This window comes from Streptomyces sp. HUAS MG56, assembly GCF_058673395.1.
Genome location: NZ_CM178722.1, coordinates 3,303,099 through 3,318,638 on the forward strand (window position 1 = coordinate 3,303,099; position 15,540 = coordinate 3,318,638).

The window sequence follows — 15,540 nt, forward strand, 5'->3', positions numbered from 1 at the left end:
TTTTCCGTACGAGAGGATCTTTCTCATGGCCGATGCCCCCATCGATGCCACCACCGGCAAGGTGACGTTCGTCGGTGCCGGCCCCGGCGCCGCCGACCTGCTGACGTTCCGCGCCGCGCGCGCCATCGCGGACGCGGACGTGGTGATCTGGGCGGCCAGCCTGGTCCAGGCGGAGGTCCTCGAACACGCGCGCGCGGAGGCGGAGATCCTGGACTCGGCGGCCATGTCCCTGGAGGACGTCGTCGCCGTCTACGCGCGGGCCCACGCCGAGGGCCTGAAGGTGGCCCGGATCCACTCCGGCGACCCTGCGCTGTGGGGCGGCACGCAGGAGCAGCTCGACCGGTGCGCGGAGATCGGGATCGCCACCGAGGTCGTCCCCGGTGTCTCCTCCTTCTCCGCCGTGGCCGCCCTCGCGCAGCGCGAGCTGACGATCCCCGAGGTCGCGCAGTCCGTCGTCCTCACCCGGCTGGGCGGCGGCAAGACGCCGATGCCGCCCGGGGAGGAGGTCCGGGAGTTCGCCCGGCACGGCACGACGATGGCGATCTTCCTCTCGGCCGCCCGCAGCGGCCAGCTGGTGCGCGAACTGCTGGAGGGCGGCTACCCGACCGACACCCCGGTGGTCATCGCCCACCAGGCGACCTGGCCGGAGGAGCTGGTCGTGAAGTGCACGATCGGCACGCTGGAGGAGACGGTCAAGGAGCACAAGCTCTGGAAGCACACGCTCTTCCTGGTCGGCCCGGCGCTCGACGCCCACGGCACCCGCTCGCACCTGTACCACCCCGGGCACTTCCACGGCTTCCGCAAGGCCGACCCGGAGGCCCGGCGGGCCCTGCGCGAGCAGAGGGCGAAGAGTTGATCACGGTCGTCGGGACCGGGACGGGGACAGCGACGGGGACGGGCGCGCCGCTTGCCGAAGAGGTCCTCGCCGGGGCCGCGCTCGTCGTCGGCGGGCGGCGGCACCTGGACGCCGTACGGCTGCCCGACGGCGCCGAGCGCGTCGTCCTCGGGCCGCTGGCGCCCGCCCTGGACACGATCGCGGAGTACGTCGGCAAGGAGCTGCCGGTACTCGTGCTGGCCTCCGGGGATCCCGGGTTCTTCGGGATCGTGCGGGCGCTGGCCGAGCGGTTCGGGGCCGGGCGGCTGGACGTACGGCCGGGCGTCTCCTCCGTGGCGACGGCGTTCGCGCGGACCGGGCTGCCCTGGGACGACGCGGTCGTGGTCAGCGCGCACGGCCGGGATCTGCGCACGGCCGTCAACGTCTGCCGGGCGCGGCCCAAGGTGGCGGTGCTGACGGGTCCGGGCGCGGGTCCGGCGGAACTGGGGGCGGCGCTGCTGCGGCACGGCCCACGGGTGCCGGGGAGCATGTCGGCCGAGCCGGTGGCCGCGCACGACTCCCCCGGACCGGAGACGGCGTCTGCGTCGGCGTCGGCTCACCCGTCCGGCGGGCGTGTCCTGGTCGTCGCCTCCGCCCTCGGCTCCGTGGACGAGCGCGTCGAACGGGTCACGCCCGCCGAGGCCGCCGCCCGGGACTGGGGCACGGACGTCAGCGTGGTGCTCTGCCTGGACGAGACGCGTGCGCTCGGCGCGGTGCGCACGGTCGCCGGGGTGCCGGAGCAGCCCGGCGGGTGGGCGCTGGACGAGGACGCGTTCACGCACCGGGACTCGATGATCACCAAGTTCGAGGTGCGCGCGCTGGCCCTGGCCCGGCTCGGGCCCCGGCTCGGCGACCTGGTCTGGGACGTGGGCGCCGGGTCGGGCTCGGTCGCCGTGGAGTGCGCGCGGCTCGGCGCGGCCGTCGTCGCCGTGGAGAAGACGGCGGACGGTGTGCAGCGCGTGCGGGCCAACGCCCGCGCCCACGGCGTGGACGTGGCCGTGGTGCACGGCGCGGCGCCGACGGCGCTGGACGGGCTCGACGATCCCGACGCGGTGTTCGTCGGCGGTGGCGGCCGGGAGCTGCCGGACATCATCGGCGCCTGCGCGCGGCGGGCGCGGCGGACCGTCGTCGTCGCCATGGCCGCGCTCGACCGGGTACCGGCGGCGCGCGCTGCGCTCACGGCCGCCGGGTTCGGCTGCGACGGGGTGCTGTTGCAGTCGTCGCGCCTGGCACCGCTGCCGGGCGAGGTGTCCCGGCTGGCGGCGGCCAATCCTGTGTTTCTGCTCTGGGGCGTGCGAACCCAGACATCGAGTAAGGGAGTTGACGAGTGATCGGCCTCATTTCCGCCACCGCGGCGGGGGCGGCGGCGCGGGACCGGCTGGCCGCGGCGTGGCCGGAGCGGACGCGGGTGTACGAGGGTCCCGTCGGGGAGGCGGTGCGGGCGGCGTTCGCGGAGTGCGAGCAGCTGGTGTGCTTCCTCGCGACGGGTGCGACCGTGCGGCTGCTCGCGCCGCTGCTCGGCGACAAGACCGCCGACCCGGGCGTGGTGTGCGTGGACGAGGGCGGCCGGTACGCGGTGTCGCTCGTCGGCGGACACGGCGGCGGCGCCAACGAACTCGCCCGCGAAGTAGGCGAGTTGCTGGGCGCGGAGCCCGTCGTGACGACCGCGACGGACTCCGTCGGGCTGCCGGGGCTGGACACGCTCGGGCTGCCGTACGAGGGTTCGGTGGCCGTGGTCTCGCGGGCCCTGCTGGACGGCGAGCCGGTCGCGCTGGAGGCCGAGGTCGCCTGGCCGCTGCCGCCCCTGCCCACCTCCGCGCACGGGGCGTACACCGTCCGGCTGACCGACCGGGCCGTCGTGCCCGGCGAGCGCGAGGTGCTGCTGCGGCCGCCGTCGCTGGTGGTCGGCGTCGGCGCGTCCGCGGGGGCGCCGGTCGAGGAGGTGCTCGGGCTGGTCGAGGAGGCGCTCGCGCAGGCGGGACTCTCGGCGCGGTCGGTCGCCGAACTGGCCACCGTGGACGCCAAGTCGGCGGAGCCGGGGATCGTCGCGGCCGCCGAGCGGCTGGGGGTCCCGCTGGTGACGTACGCGGCCGGGGAGCTGGCGGGCGTCGAGGTGCCCCATCCGTCGAACGCGCCGCTCGCGGCGGTCGGCACGCCCTCCGTGGCGGAGGCGGCCGCTCTGGTGCGCGGCGGTGAACTCCTCGTCCCCAAGCGGAAGTCGGTGCGCGCCGACGGTCGGCCCGCCATGGCCACCTGTGCCGTCGTACGGCGTCCGGGGCGCGGGCGGCTCGCGGTGGTCGGGCTCGGGCCGGGCGCCCGGGACCTGCTGACCCCGCGCGCCACGGCCGAACTCCGGCGCGCCTCCGTGCTGGTGGGGCTCGACCAGTACGTCGACCAGATCCGCGATCTGCTGCGGCCGGGCACCCGGGTGCTGGAGTCCGGGCTCGGCGCCGAGGAGGAGCGGGCCCGTACGGCGGTCGCGGAGGCCCGCAAGGGGCAGGCGGTGGCCCTGATCGGCAGCGGGGACGCCGGTGTGTACGCGATGGCGTCCCCGGCGCTGGCCGAGGCGTCCGACGACATCGACGTGGTCGGGGTGCCCGGTGTGACGGCCGCGCTGGCCGCCGGGGCGATCCTGGGCGCGCCGCTGGGCCACGACCACGTGTCCATCAGCCTGTCCGACCTGCACACGCCGTGGGAGGTCATCGAGCGGCGGGTGCGGGCGGCGGCCGAGGCGGACCTCGTCGTCACCTTCTACAACCCGCGCTCGCGGGGCCGCGACTGGCAGCTGCCCGAGGCGCTCGCGATCCTCGGCGGACACCGGGAGCCGGCGACGCCGGTCGGTGTCGTCCGGAGCGCGACCCGGCCGGACGAGTCGAGCCGGGTGACCACGCTCGGTGCGCTCGACCCGGCGACGGTCGACATGATGACGGTCGTGACGGTGGGCAACACCGCGACCCGGATCGTCGCGGGCCGCATGGTGACCCCGCGCGGTTACCGCTGGCAGGCGCCGCAGCCCGGCGAGCAGGAGGAAGCCGAGTGAACCGGATCGTCCACCCCATCGAGCAGGAGTCCTACCGGCGGCTGCGCGCCCGCCTGGACACCTCGCACTTCCCGCCGCTGACCCGGGCGGTGGTGGAGCGGGTCATCCACTCCGCCGCCGACCTGGAGTACGCGACCGACCTCGTGACCGACGAGGACGACCTGGTCAGGGCGCATGCCGCACTGCACGCCGGGGCGCCCGTCGTCGTGGACGTGGAGATGGTCGGCGCCGGGATCACCCGCCGCGAGACCGTGTGCCGGCTCAGGGACGCCGGGTCCGTCGCGGGGCTCACCCGCTCCGCCCACGCGATCCGGCTGGCGTACGAGCAGGTCGGGCCCGGCGCCCTGTGGGTGATCGGCAACGCCCCCACCGCGCTGGAGGAGCTGCTCACCCTGGACGCCGCCCCGGCGCTCGTCATCGGGCTGCCCGTCGGCTTCGTCGGCGCGGTCGAGTCCAAGGCCGCGCTGCGCGAGAGCGGGCTGCCCGCCGTGAGCAACGTGTCCGAGAAGGGCGGGTCGGCGGTCGCCGCCGCCGCGCTCAACGCCCTGTTGTACCACCCCACTTCACCCGAGGAGACCCCGTGACCACCCCGCCGCCCGCCCTGCTCATCGCCGGCCACGGCACCCGGGACGAGGCCGGAGCCGAGGCGTTCCGCGACTTCGTGCGGGAGCTGGGCCGCCGCCACCCCGAACTGCCCGTCGCGGGCGGCTTCATCGAGCTGTCCCCGCCGCCGCTCGGCGACGCCGTCACCGAGCTGGTCGAGCAGGGCGTACGCCGGTTCGCGGCCGTGCCGCTGATGCTGGTGTCCGCCGGGCACGCCAAGGGCGACATCCCGGCCGCGCTGGCCCGCGAGAAGGAACGGCACCCGGGGATCTCGTACACCTACGGCCGTCCGCTGGGCCCGCACCCCTCGCTGCTGGGCGTGCTGGAGCGGCGGCTGGACGAGGCCCTCGGGGGCGGCGCCCGTACGCCCGGGGACCGGGCCGATGTGACCGTGCTGCTGGTCGGGCGCGGCTCGACGGACCCGGACGCCAACGCCGAGGTGCACAAGGCGGCGCGGCTGCTGTGGGAGGGCCGGGGGTACGCCGGGGTGGAGACGGCGTTCGTGTCGCTGGCGGCCCCGGACGTGCCGAGCGGGCTGGACCGGTGCGCGCGGCTGGGGGCGAAGCGGATCGTCGTCCTGCCCTACTTCCTGTTCACCGGGATCCTGCCGGACCGGGTGCGACAGCAGACCGAGGGCTGGGCGGCCGCGCACCCGGAGGTCGAGGTGCGGTCCGCCGATGTCATCGGGCCCGAGCCGGAACTGCTGGACCTGGTGATGGAGCGGTACGCGGAGGCGGTCGAGGGCGATCTGCGGATGAACTGCGACTCGTGCGTGTACCGGATCGCGCTGCCCGGCTTCGAGGACAAGGTGGGGCTGCCGCAGCAGCCGCACTTCCACCCGGACGACGACGGGCACGACCACGGACACGGGCATCACCATCACGGGGGGCACACGCACAGCCATGCGCACTGAGGACACCGGGGAGACCGGGGACACCGGGCACGATCTGCGGCATCACGGCGACGCCGAGGTGCGGGACGACGGATCGGAGCTGGTCGACCTCGCCGTCAACGTGCGCGCGGACACGCCCCCGGCCTGGCTGCGGGAGCGGATCGCCGCGTCGCTGGGCTCGCTCGCGGCCTACCCGGACGGGCGGGCCGCGCGGGCGGCGGTGGCGGCGCGGCACGGGCTGCCGGTGGAGCGGGTGCTGCTGACGGCCGGGGCGGCGGAGGCGTTCGTGCTGCTGGCCCGGGCCCTGAAGCTGAACCGGCCGGTGGTCGTGCACCCGCAGTTCACCGAGCCGGAGGCCGCGCTGCGGGACGCGGGGCACACCGTGGACCGGGTGCTGCTGCGGGAGGCGGACGGGTTCCGGCTGGATCCGGCGGCGGTGCCGGAGGACGCCGATCTGGTGGTGATCGGGAATCCGACCAACCCCACGTCGGTCCTGCATCCGGCGGACGGGATCGCCCGACTCGCCCGTCCCGGACGGACGTTGGTGGTCGACGAGGCGTTCATGGACGCGGTGCCGGGCGAGCGGGAGGCGCTGGCCGGGCGCACGGACGTGCCCGGGCTGGTCGTCCTGCGCAGCCTGACCAAGACCTGGGGGCTGGCCGGGCTGCGGATCGGGTACGTCCTGGCCGCGCCGGAGATCATCGCCTCGCTGGAGCAGGCCCAGCCGCTGTGGCCGGTGTCGACGCCGGCGCTGGCCGCCGCCGAGGCGTGCGTGGCACCGCGGGCGCTGGCGGAGGCGGGGCACGCGGCTCATCGCATCGCGGCCGACCGGGCCCACCTGGTGGCGGGGCTGACGGCGCTCGCCGACCGGGGTGTCTCGGTGGCCGGTCCGGCGGAGGGGTCGTTCGTGCTGGTCCGGATGGCGGGGGCGGCGGAGGTACGACGACGGCTGCGCGAGGCCGGCTACGCCGTGCGCCGGGGTGACACGTTTCCGGGGCTCGGCGATCAGTGGGTGCGGGTGGCCGTGCGCGACCGGGCCACGGTCAACGGGTTCCTCTCGGCCCTGTCCGCCGCACTCCCGTGACCGGGGCTCCGCCCCCTTCCCGGTGGGACAGCCGGGAAGGGGGCGGCACCAGGGCGTCAGCCCTGCCTCAGCCCTGCGTCAGCTCCTGCGGCGCCGGGCCACGGCCACCGCTCCCCCGCCCGCCAGGACGAGCGCCAGCGCGCCGCCCGCCAGGTAAGGGGTCGCCGAACTGCCGCCGGTCTCGGCGAGGTCGCTCTTCGACGTGCCGCCCTGGGGCTTCACGTCGGAGGCGGGGGCGGCCTTGCCGGGCGCGTCCTCGGACGTCGTGCCCGCGGCCGGGTCGTGGCTCGGCGCCGGGTCGCCCGAGGACGCGGCGGTCGGGGACTCGCAGGTCGCCCCGGCGAGCGTGACCGTGCCCTCGACGTCGGCGACGTTGAGCTTCAACGGGTTGACGGAGACCTTGAGTTGGAGGGCGGTGGCGGCGGCCGTACGGGTCGTGGTGCGCCGCTGGGACAGATCGAGGCGGACCTCGCCGACGCCGGGCACCTTCACCTCGGTCGGGCCGTCGGCGGTGAGGGTGACGCGCTTGCCGAGGACCGTGACGCCGAGGACGTTCGCGGCGGCGACGGGCGTCCTGCCCGCCTCGCAGACCGCCTGTGCGGTGACCGCGTCGGCCTCGATCAGGGACAGCAGGGGCAGGCCGGGGACGTGCAGCCGGGCGTGGGCGAGCCGGACCGAGCCCTCGGCGCGCCGCGCGGTCACCGTGGCCTTCGCCGAGGCCACGTCCGCGCCGAGGACGGTGAACGGCCGGCCGCCGTCCACCCCGTCGAGCCGGGCGGACAGCGCGGTCCTGTCGGCGCTCTGCGGCGCCCGGACCTCGTTGAGGGAGAGGGCGAGCGGAACGTCGACGGTCTTGTTGAGCAGGGACACGTCGAGCCCGGTGCGCAGGACGACGGCGGAGGCGCGACCGTGGTCACCGGTCGCGTGCGCGGCGCCCGCGCCCAGGACCGCGGGTGCCGCGGCGAGGGCCGTGACCGTCGCCACGGCGGCGAGACGACGGGCGGGCATGCGGAAGTTCGCTCTGGTCAAGGTGTTCAAGGCGGTGGGACTCCCCGGAAGAAACGTGCTTGGGACCCGTCAACCTTGTACGCACTACGGGTGAACGGTCAGCGTTCCCCGGTTACTTCACTCAATCGGGCCGTTTCCGCACGCCTCTTCGAATCGTGAAGCACATGCGTTCCCCGGCGCCTCTCCTACTCCACAACCTTCCCGTTCAGCACGACCCGGCGCGGCGCCGCCAGCACCCGTACGTCGGCGCGCGGGTCGCCCTCGTACACCACCAGGTCGGCCGGTGCGCCCTCCTCCAGTCCGGGCCGGCCGAGCCAGGCGCGGGCGCCCCAGGTCGTGGCGGACAGGGCGGCCACGGGCGGTATGCCGGCGGTGACCAGTTCGGCGACCTCGGCGCCCACCAGACCGTGGGCCAGTGAGCCGCCGGCGTCGGTGCCGACGTAGACCGGGATGCCGGCGTCGTAGGCACTGCGCACGGTGTCGTAGCGGCGTTCGTGCAGCCGGCGCATGTGCGCGGACCAGCGCGGGAACTTGCTCTCGCCGCCGGTCGCGAGCTGCGGGAAGGTGGCGATGTTGACGAGGGTGGGGACGATCGCGACGCCCCGCTCGGCGAAGAGCGGGATCAGGTCGTCGGTGAGGCCCGTGGCGTGCTCGACGCAGTCGATGCCCGACTCCACCAGGTCGCGCAGGGAGTCCGTGGCGAAGCAGTGCGCGGTGACGCGGGCGCCGAGGCGGTGGGCTTCCGCGATACCGGCCTCGACCGCCTCGCGCGGCCAGCAGGCGGACAGGTCGCCGAGGTCGCGGTCGATCCAGTCACCGACGAGCTTGACCCAGCCGTCGCCGCGCTTCGCCTCCTGGGCGACGTAGGCGACCAGGTCCTCGGGCTCGATCTCCCACGCGTAGTTGCGGATGTAGCGGCGGGTACGGGCGATGTGCCGGCCGGCCCGGATGATCTTCGGCAGGTCGGCGCGGTCGTCGATCCAGCGGGTGCCGGAGGGCGAGCCGGCGTCCCGCAGCAGCAGGGCGCCCGCCTCCCGGTCGGTGCGCGCCTGCTTCTCGGCGGTGTCCGCGTCGACCGGGCCGTGCGCGTCGAGGCCGACGTGGCAGTGCGCGTCGACGAGGCCGGGCAGCACCCAGCCCTCGACGGTGGTGACGTCCCGGGCCCCGACGGGGCGGTCGTGGCAGATCCTGCCCCCGACCACCCACAGCTCGTCGCGGACGTCCTCGGGCCCGACGAGGACCCGCCCCTTCACGTGCAGCACGGCGCCATCGCTCATGTACTGCACCTTAATGAGCTACTGCGCGGGCCCGCCCACCTGGTCGGAGGTCTCCTCCACCTCGGCCATCGCCGGGTCGAGCAGCCGGGACAGGAAGTGGCGGGTGCGCTCGTGCCGCGGGTTGCCGATGACCTGGGCCGGGGTGCCGTCCTCGACGATCACGCCGCCGTCCATGAAGACGACCCGGTCGGCGACCTCGCGGGCGAAGGTCATCTCGTGCGTGACGACCATCATGGTCATGCCCTCGCGGGCGAGCCGGCGCATGACCGCGAGGACGTCACCGACCAGTTCCGGGTCGAGCGCGGAGGTCGGCTCGTCGAACAGCATCACCTGGGGGCCCATGGCGAGGGCCCGGGCGATGGCCACGCGCTGCTGCTGGCCGCCGGAGAGGGAGGCGGGATACGCCTCCGCCTTCTCGGACAGGCCGACGCGGGCGAGGTTCTCGGCGGCGGTCCTCGCCGCGCTCGCCTTGTCCCGCCCGAGGACCCGGCGCTGGGGCAGCGTGAGGTTCTCGGTGACGCTGAGGTGCGGGAAGAGGTTGAACTGCTGGAAGACCATGCCGATCCGGCGGCGTACGGCGTCGATGTCCACGTCGGGGTCGGTGATCTCGGTGCCGCCGACGAAGACCTGCCCCTTGGTGGGCTCCTCCAGCAGGTTCACACAGCGCAGCAGCGTGGACTTGCCGGAGCCGGAGGGGCCGATGACGCAGACGACCTCGCCCTGCTCGATCTCCAGGTCGATGCCCTTGAGCACCTGGTTGTCGCCGAAGGACTTGTGCAGATCCCGGACGCGGATCTCGGGGCGGCTCACCTGATCTCCCTCTTGGCCTTGGATTCCATCCTGCGCACGACGAGGCTGAGCGGGATCGTGATCAGCAGGTAGCACAGGCCCGCGACCAGGATCGGCGTGGAGTTGGCCGTCGTACTGGCCAGGTCGTTGCCGAACTTGGACAGCTCGCGCTGCTCCAGGGTGACACCGAGGAACAGCACCAGCGAGGAGTCCTTGAAGAGCAGGACGAGTTCGTTGGTCAGCGGCGGCAGGATGATGCGGAAGGCCTGCGGCAGGATGATGGAGACCATGGCCCTGGCGGGCGAGAACCCGAGCGAGCGGGCCGCCTCCATCTGCCCCCTGGGCACGGCCTGGATGCCCGCGCGGATCGTCTCCGCCATGTAGGCGGCCGAGACCAGTCCGAGCGCGACGGCGACCTTGCCGTAGATGCCGCCCGGGTACTCGATGCTCGGGAAGGCCAGCGGCACGCCGGTGCCCACGAAGATGAAGATCAGCAGCGCGGGCAGGCCGCGGAAGATCTCGATGTAGACGCCGGCGAGCCAGCGGTACGGCCCCACGGACGACAGGCGCATCAGGGCGATGACCATGCCGAGGGCGAGGCCGACCACGAACCCGGACAGGGTGAACAGCACGGTGTTCTTCAGGGCCACCGTGATGAGGTCCGGGAACAGCTGGCGCGCGATGTGGGCCTGCGCGAACTGGTTCTTCAGCCGCCCCCAGTCCGCGCCGGCCGCGAGCGCGACCACCGCGGCGACGAAGACGACGTACTGCGCCCCGCGCGACAGCCGACGCCTCTGACGGGGCGTCAGACCGCTTCTCCTCGGCTGGAGTTCTGCGTCCGTGTCGATGGCCATGGGGTCAGGACGCGGAGGCGGAGGCGGCCGGGGAGGCGACGGAGGCGTTGTACGGGCCGATCCACTTCTCGTAGATCTTCTTGTACGTGCCGTCGGCCTTGGCGTCCTTCAGGGCCGTGTTGATGGCGTCGAGCAGGGCCTTGTTGCCCTTCTTGACCGTGAAGCCGTACTGCTCGCCGGTCTTGAGGTTGTCGACGACCTTGAACGCGTTCGCGTTGGCCTTGTCCTTCAGCCAGCCCTGGACCACCGGGTAGTCGATGACGACGGCCTGGACCTGGCCGGTGCGCAGGCCGTTGAGGACCGCGTCGGAGGAGGCGAAGGAGACCGGGTCGTAGCCCTTGCCGCGGGCGTAGTCCTCACCGGTGGTCTGCGCCTGCGCGCCGAGCTTCTTGCCCTTGAGGCCGGCGAACGAGGTGATGCCGCTGTTCTTGGCGACGAGCACGGCCTGCGTGGCCTCGAAGTACGGGTCGGAGAAGTCGACGTTCTTCTTGCGCTCGGCGGTGATCGTCATGCCGGCGGCGGCCAGGTCGCACTGGCCGGAGTTCAGGAAGGCGCCGGTCTTGAAGTTCTCGAACGGCGTGTCCAGGATCTGCTGCTTGACGCCCAGGTTCTTGGCGACGAGGTCGATCAGGGAGACGTCGAAGCCCTGCACCTTGCCGTCGACCTCCGACTGGAACGGCGGGTACGGCAGGTGGGTGCAGGTGGTCAGCTGGCCGCCCTTGACGAGGTGGACCCCCTTGACGGTCGTCGGACCGCCCCCCGAGCCGCTGGAGGAGCAGCCGGCGACCACGAGCGCCAGCGCGGCGGTCGCGGTGGTGGCGGCCAGGAAGCGGGACCGGCGCCCGAGGAACGTCTTCATGGGGAGTGATCTTCTCTGTGGGGGACCTTTGGGTTCCGATTATAAGGAAGAGTTTGAGTACCTCAAACCAAACTGATGGTAACGGGGGCATTCCACTTAAGATCGATGGAGTCGACCCCACCGGCCGAAGATCCGGGAACCACCCGAGAACGAAGAGAGAGCCCGCCGTGACGCACCCCTTCCTCGACCTGCCCCCGCTGAGTGCCGAGCGCTTCGCCGCCATCGAGGACGGGGTGGCCCGGCTGCTGGACACCCGACAGGACGTGCTGGTCACCCAGGGCGAGGCGGTGCTGCCGCTGGAGGGCGCGATCCGCGGCGCGGCCGGTCCGGGCACGGTGGCCCTGAACGTGATCACAGGCCCCTACGGGCAGACCTTCGGCGACTGGCTGCGCTCCTGCGGCGCGACCGTGCACGACATCACGGTCCCCTTCCACACGGCGGTCACGGCCGAGCAGGTCCGCGAGGCGTTCGCCGAGCACCCCGGGATCGACTTCGTGTCCCTCGTCCACGCCGAGGCGGCGACCGGCAACACCAACCCGGTCGCGGAGATCGGCGAGGTGGTACGGGAGCACGGCGCGCTCTTCTACCTGGACGCGGTCGCCTCGGTGGGCGCGGAGCCGGTGCTGCCGGACGCGTGGGGCGTGGACCTGTGCGTGATCGGGGCGCAGAAGGCGATGGGCGGTCCGGCCGGCGTGTCGGCGATCTCGGTGAGCGAGCGGGCCTGGACCCGGATGGCGGCCAACCCGCACGCGCCGCGCCGTTCCTACCTGTCCCTGCTGGACTGGAAGGAGCGCTGGACCGACGCGGGCCGCGCGGTGCTGCCGCACGCTCCGGCCCAGCTGGAGATGCTGGCGCTTCAGGCGTGCCTGGAGCGGATCGAGTCGGCGGGCCTCGACGCCGTGATGGGCCGGCACCGCGGCGCGGCGCTGGCCACGCGGGCCGGTGCGGTGGCGCTGGGCGGCGGCCTGGAGCCGTACGTGTACGAGGAGAGGGACGCGGCGCCGGTCGCGACGACCCTGCGGGTGCCGGCGGGCGTGGTGGCCTCCGAGCTGGTGGCCCGGGCGCTGGCGAGCGACCCCACGCTGCCGCTGGTCGCGGGCGGGGGCGCGCTGGCGAAGGAGATGATCCGGGTCAACCACTACGGGGCGGATGCCACGCCGGGCGCGGTCCAGGGCTCCCTCGCGGCCCTGGGCGGGGCGCTCGCCGAGCAGGGCCTGGGCGTGGACCTGGAGGCGGCACGGCGGGCCGTGGACAAGGCCTGGACCGAGGGACGGTAGCGCTCCGCCGCCGCGTTGCTCCGCCGCGCGGCCACAAGCTTCCTCACGGCAGCCGACGGTCACACCGCACCCCCGACACCTCCACGCCCCAGCCCTCCGCCTGCGCCGACCACCCACGGCCGACCGCCGACGTACCGAATCTCCGGACCGCCCACAGGAACCCGGCCCCGGCCGCCCCGCGGCACCGGCGCCCGGCCCGCCTCTCACCGCCACGCCGAGCGAGGCAGGAGGCCCGGCCGAAGGCCGTGTCCGGCGCAACCGCGTGCCGCGTGCGGGGCGTTGTCGTACCCGCCTGGCATGCTGCCGCCATGACCACACCTCAGGCACCGCAGACCCTTCCCGACGGCCGGCCCGTCCCCCTGTTGACCGGGCCCGAACTACCCATGCTGGAAAGCTGGCTGGACTTCCACCGGGGCACGCTGGAGCTGAAGTGCCGCGGGCTGGACGACGAGCAGGTCCGGCTCGCCCCGGCGGAGCCGTCGTCCCTGACGCTGCTCGGGCTCGTGCAGCACCTCGCCGAGGTCGAACGGAACTGGTTCCAGCGGGTGGTGGGCGGGCTGGACGTGCCGCTGGTGTTCGGGGACGAGGCGGGGGCGGGGTACGCGCTCGATCCCGGGCGCGGGCTGGAGGAGGCCCTGGGCGTCTGGCGACGGGAGATCGCGCGCGGGCGGGAGCTGCTCGCCGGGCGGAGCCTGGAGGACACCGGGCGGATCGCCGACGGGCCGATGACCGGCGCCGAGGTCAGTGTGCGCTGGGTGCTCATCCATCTCATCGAGGAGTACGCCCGGCACAACGGACACGCCGACATTCTGCGTGAACAAATCGACGGAACCACCGGCGCCTGAATTCAATTTCCTTTCACAATTCCCTCCTATTTCCCGGACGACAGCTTCCCGTCTTCTTCTGCCCGCTTTTTTCAAGGCTAAACGGGGGAGTTTTCCAACAGGTTTCGTACGGCCACTTGACGGATTCCTAGCTGTGACGCACTCCACACCGAGGTAGATTTGCCCGGATTTGCCGTGGGGCAATCCGGGCAAAACGCCGAGCTCTCTGCGCAGCCCGGCAACGACCGCCGTGCATTTCCTAATTCGCCTCGCTAAATTCGTGCCGCATGACTGCCGCACCCGCAGACCTGCTCATCGACCAGCCGGCGGTGACCGACGGAGCCGCGCTCTGGCGTCTCGCCAAGGACTCGAAAACCCTCGACCTGAACTCCTCGTACAGCTATCTGCTGTGGTGCCGGGACTTCGCCGGCACCTCGGCGGTGGCGCGCGGCGCGGGCGGGGCACCGGTCGGCTTCGTCACCGGCTACGTGCGGCCCGACCGCCCGCACACCCTGCTCGTCTGGCAGGTGGCGGTGGACTCCGCCCACCGGGGTCTCGGCATCGCCGCCGCGCTGCTGGACGGGCTGACCGCCCGGCTGACCGCCGAGCGCGGTGTCACCGAGGTGGAGACCACCATCACCCCCGGCAACACGGCCTCCGAGCGGCTGTTCACGTCGTTCGCCGAGCGGCACGGGGCGCGCCTCGCACGCGAGGTGCTGTTCCCCACCGAGCTGTTCCCGGACGGCCCGCACGACCCCGAAGTCCTGTACCGCATCAGCCCGTTGACCGGCGTCACCGCCCGCTGATCCCCGTACCTCCCGCCGAGCCCCCCACCGAGCCCCCTCCCGAGGAGCGATTCACCGTGACCATCACCCAGCCCGACCTCAGTGTCTTCGAGACCCTCGAGTCCGAGGTGCGCAGCTACTGCCGCGGCTGGCCCACGGTCTTCGACCGCGCACAGGGCAGCCGGATGTTCGACGAGGACGGCCATGTGTACCTCGACTTCTTCGCCGGTGCCGGATCACTCAACTACGGCCACAACAACCCGGTGCTCAAACGGGCGCTGATCGACTATCTGGACCGGGACGGGGTCACCCACGGCCTGGACATGTCGACCACGGCCAAGCGGTCCTTCCTCCAGGCCTTCCAGGATCTGGTGCTGCGCCCGCGCGACCTGCCGTACAAGGTCATGTTCCCGGGCCCGACCGGCACCAACGCCGTGGAGTCGGCGCTGAAGCTGGCCCGCAAGGTGAAGGGCCGGGAGGCGATCGTGTCGTTCACGAACGCCTTCCACGGGATGTCCCTGGGCTCCCTCGCCGTCACCGGCAACGCCTTCAAGCGGGCCGGCGCCGGCATTCCGCTGGTGCACGGCACCCCGATGCCGTTCGACAACTACTTCGACGGCACGGTCCCGGACTTCCTGTGGTTCGAGCGGCTGCTGGAGGACCAGGGCTCCGGGCTCAACAAGCCCGCCGCGGTGATCGTGGAGACCGTGCAGGGCGAGGGCGGCATCAACGTGGCCCGGCCCGAATGGCTGCGCGCGCTGGCGGAGTTGTGCGAGCGGCAGGACATGCTGCTGATCGTCGACGACATCCAGATGGGCTGCGGCCGCACCGGCGCCTTCTTCTCCTTCGAGGAGGCGGGCATCACCCCGGACATCGTCACCGTCTCCAAGTCGATCAGCGGCTACGGGCTGCCGATGTCGCTGTGCCTGTTCAAGCCGGAGCTGGACGTGTGGGAGCCCGGCGAGCACAACGGCACCTTCCGCGGCAACAACCCCGCGTTCGTCACCGCGACCGCGGCGCTGGAGACGTACTGGGCCGACGGCTCGGCGATGGAGAAGCAGACCCGGTCCCGGGGCGAGCAGGTCGAGCAGGCGCTGATCTCGATCACCGAGGAGAACCTCGCCGACGTCAAGGAGTACCGCGGGCGCGGCCTGGTGTGGGGCATGGAGTTCCACGACAAGGCGCGGGCCGGCCGGGTCGCCAAGCGGGCCTTCGAACTCGGGCTGCTCATCGAGACGTCCGGCCCCGAGGGCGAGGTCGTCAAGCTGCTGCCCGCGCTCACCATCACACCGGACGAGCTGGACGAGGGCCTGCGGATCCTCGCCCGCGCCGTCCGCGAGACCGTCTGACCGGCGCGCCAGCGCACGAACCAGG

Annotated in this window: 15 protein-coding genes; 10 read left to right on the forward strand and 5 right to left on the reverse strand. The window is 73.2% G+C overall.

From position 1 onward, the window contains the following. The first annotated feature begins 25 nt into the window (after positions 1-25). From cobM to cobC, 6 genes are read left to right on the forward strand one after another with little or no spacing between them, the layout of a single operon-like run. Positions 26-856 carry a precorrin-4 C(11)-methyltransferase gene (gene cobM / locus AC4OXY_RS15715; RefSeq protein WP_356031013.1) on the forward strand — a complete coding sequence of 277 codons (831 nt, stop codon included), beginning with the start codon at positions 26-28 and terminating at the stop codon, positions 854-856. After that, positions 853-2,205 carry a precorrin-6y C5,15-methyltransferase (decarboxylating) subunit CbiE gene (cbiE, locus tag AC4OXY_RS15720; RefSeq protein ID WP_491994088.1) on the forward strand — a complete coding sequence of 451 codons (1,353 nt, stop codon included), beginning with the start codon at positions 853-855 and terminating at the stop codon, positions 2,203-2,205. Before cobM ends, cbiE begins: the two co-directional genes overlap by 4 nt. Further along, the gene (gene cobJ, locus AC4OXY_RS15725) at positions 2,202-3,914 is read left to right on the forward strand and encodes a precorrin-3B C(17)-methyltransferase (RefSeq protein ID WP_491994089.1); all 1,713 of its coding nucleotides are present in this window, start codon (positions 2,202-2,204) and stop codon (positions 3,912-3,914) included. The genes cbiE and cobJ overlap by 4 nt, the downstream gene beginning before the upstream one ends. Continuing rightward, positions 3,911-4,498 (forward strand): precorrin-8X methylmutase, encoded by a 588-nt coding sequence (locus AC4OXY_RS15730; RefSeq protein WP_362818911.1) that lies wholly within the window; start codon positions 3,911-3,913, stop codon positions 4,496-4,498. Before cobJ ends, AC4OXY_RS15730 begins: the two co-directional genes overlap by 4 nt. Then, positions 4,495-5,430, forward strand: a complete 936-nt coding sequence (locus AC4OXY_RS15735) for a sirohydrochlorin chelatase (protein ID WP_376290914.1) — start codon at positions 4,495-4,497, stop codon at positions 5,428-5,430. The genes AC4OXY_RS15730 and AC4OXY_RS15735 overlap by 4 nt, the downstream gene beginning before the upstream one ends. Further along, the gene (cobC, locus tag AC4OXY_RS15740) at positions 5,420-6,493 is read left to right on the forward strand and encodes an Rv2231c family histidinol phosphate aminotransferase CobC (protein ID WP_491994090.1); all 1,074 of its coding nucleotides are present in this window, start codon (positions 5,420-5,422) and stop codon (positions 6,491-6,493) included. The genes AC4OXY_RS15735 and cobC overlap by 11 nt, the downstream gene beginning before the upstream one ends. A gap of 78 nt (positions 6,494-6,571) precedes the next feature. Here cobC and AC4OXY_RS15745 read toward each other — a convergent pair whose 3' ends face one another. The 5 genes from AC4OXY_RS15745 to AC4OXY_RS15765 form a co-directional block, all read right to left on the reverse strand. Continuing rightward, the gene (locus tag AC4OXY_RS15745; protein WP_356031110.1) at positions 6,572-7,522 is read right to left on the reverse strand and encodes an SCO1860 family LAETG-anchored protein; all 951 of its coding nucleotides are present in this window, start codon (positions 7,520-7,522) and stop codon (positions 6,572-6,574) included. 164 nt (positions 7,523-7,686) lie between these two features. Further along, the gene (locus AC4OXY_RS15750) at positions 7,687-8,778 is read right to left on the reverse strand and encodes an amidohydrolase family protein (RefSeq protein ID WP_376290909.1); all 1,092 of its coding nucleotides are present in this window, start codon (positions 8,776-8,778) and stop codon (positions 7,687-7,689) included. An 18-nt stretch (positions 8,779-8,796) separates the two neighbouring features. After that, a complete protein-coding gene (locus tag AC4OXY_RS15755) occupies positions 8,797-9,588 on the reverse strand; it encodes an amino acid ABC transporter ATP-binding protein (RefSeq protein WP_491994091.1) in 792 nt (263 codons plus the stop codon). After that, positions 9,585-10,421 carry an amino acid ABC transporter permease gene (locus AC4OXY_RS15760; RefSeq protein ID WP_362818917.1) on the reverse strand — a complete coding sequence of 279 codons (837 nt, stop codon included), beginning with the start codon at positions 10,419-10,421 and terminating at the stop codon, positions 9,585-9,587. Before AC4OXY_RS15760 ends, AC4OXY_RS15755 begins: the two co-directional genes overlap by 4 nt. A 4-nt stretch (positions 10,422-10,425) precedes the next feature. Beyond that, a complete protein-coding gene (locus AC4OXY_RS15765; RefSeq protein WP_356031004.1) occupies positions 10,426-11,280 on the reverse strand; it encodes a basic amino acid ABC transporter substrate-binding protein in 855 nt (284 codons plus the stop codon). 167 nt (positions 11,281-11,447) lie between these two features. Between AC4OXY_RS15765 and AC4OXY_RS15770 the strand changes: the two genes are divergently transcribed. The 4 genes from AC4OXY_RS15770 (at position 11,448) to ectB (ending at position 15,515) form a co-directional block, all read left to right on the forward strand. After that, on the forward strand, positions 11,448-12,557 hold the full coding sequence (locus tag AC4OXY_RS15770; protein ID WP_491994092.1) for a pyridoxal-phosphate-dependent aminotransferase family protein: 1,110 nt from the start codon (positions 11,448-11,450) through the stop codon (positions 12,555-12,557). Positions 12,558-12,865: 308 nt separating this feature from the next. After that, a complete protein-coding gene (locus tag AC4OXY_RS15775) occupies positions 12,866-13,402 on the forward strand; it encodes a DinB family protein (protein WP_491994093.1) in 537 nt (178 codons plus the stop codon). Positions 13,403-13,668: 266 nt separating this feature from the next. Beyond that, the gene (ectA, locus tag AC4OXY_RS15780) at positions 13,669-14,187 is read left to right on the forward strand and encodes a diaminobutyrate acetyltransferase (RefSeq protein ID WP_356031001.1); all 519 of its coding nucleotides are present in this window, start codon (positions 13,669-13,671) and stop codon (positions 14,185-14,187) included. A 56-nt stretch (positions 14,188-14,243) separates the two neighbouring features. Continuing rightward, positions 14,244-15,515, forward strand: coding sequence for a diaminobutyrate--2-oxoglutarate transaminase (gene ectB / locus AC4OXY_RS15785; RefSeq protein WP_356031000.1), 1,272 nt, complete (start codon positions 14,244-14,246; stop codon positions 15,513-15,515). The last annotated feature ends 25 nt before the right edge of the window (positions 15,516-15,540 follow it).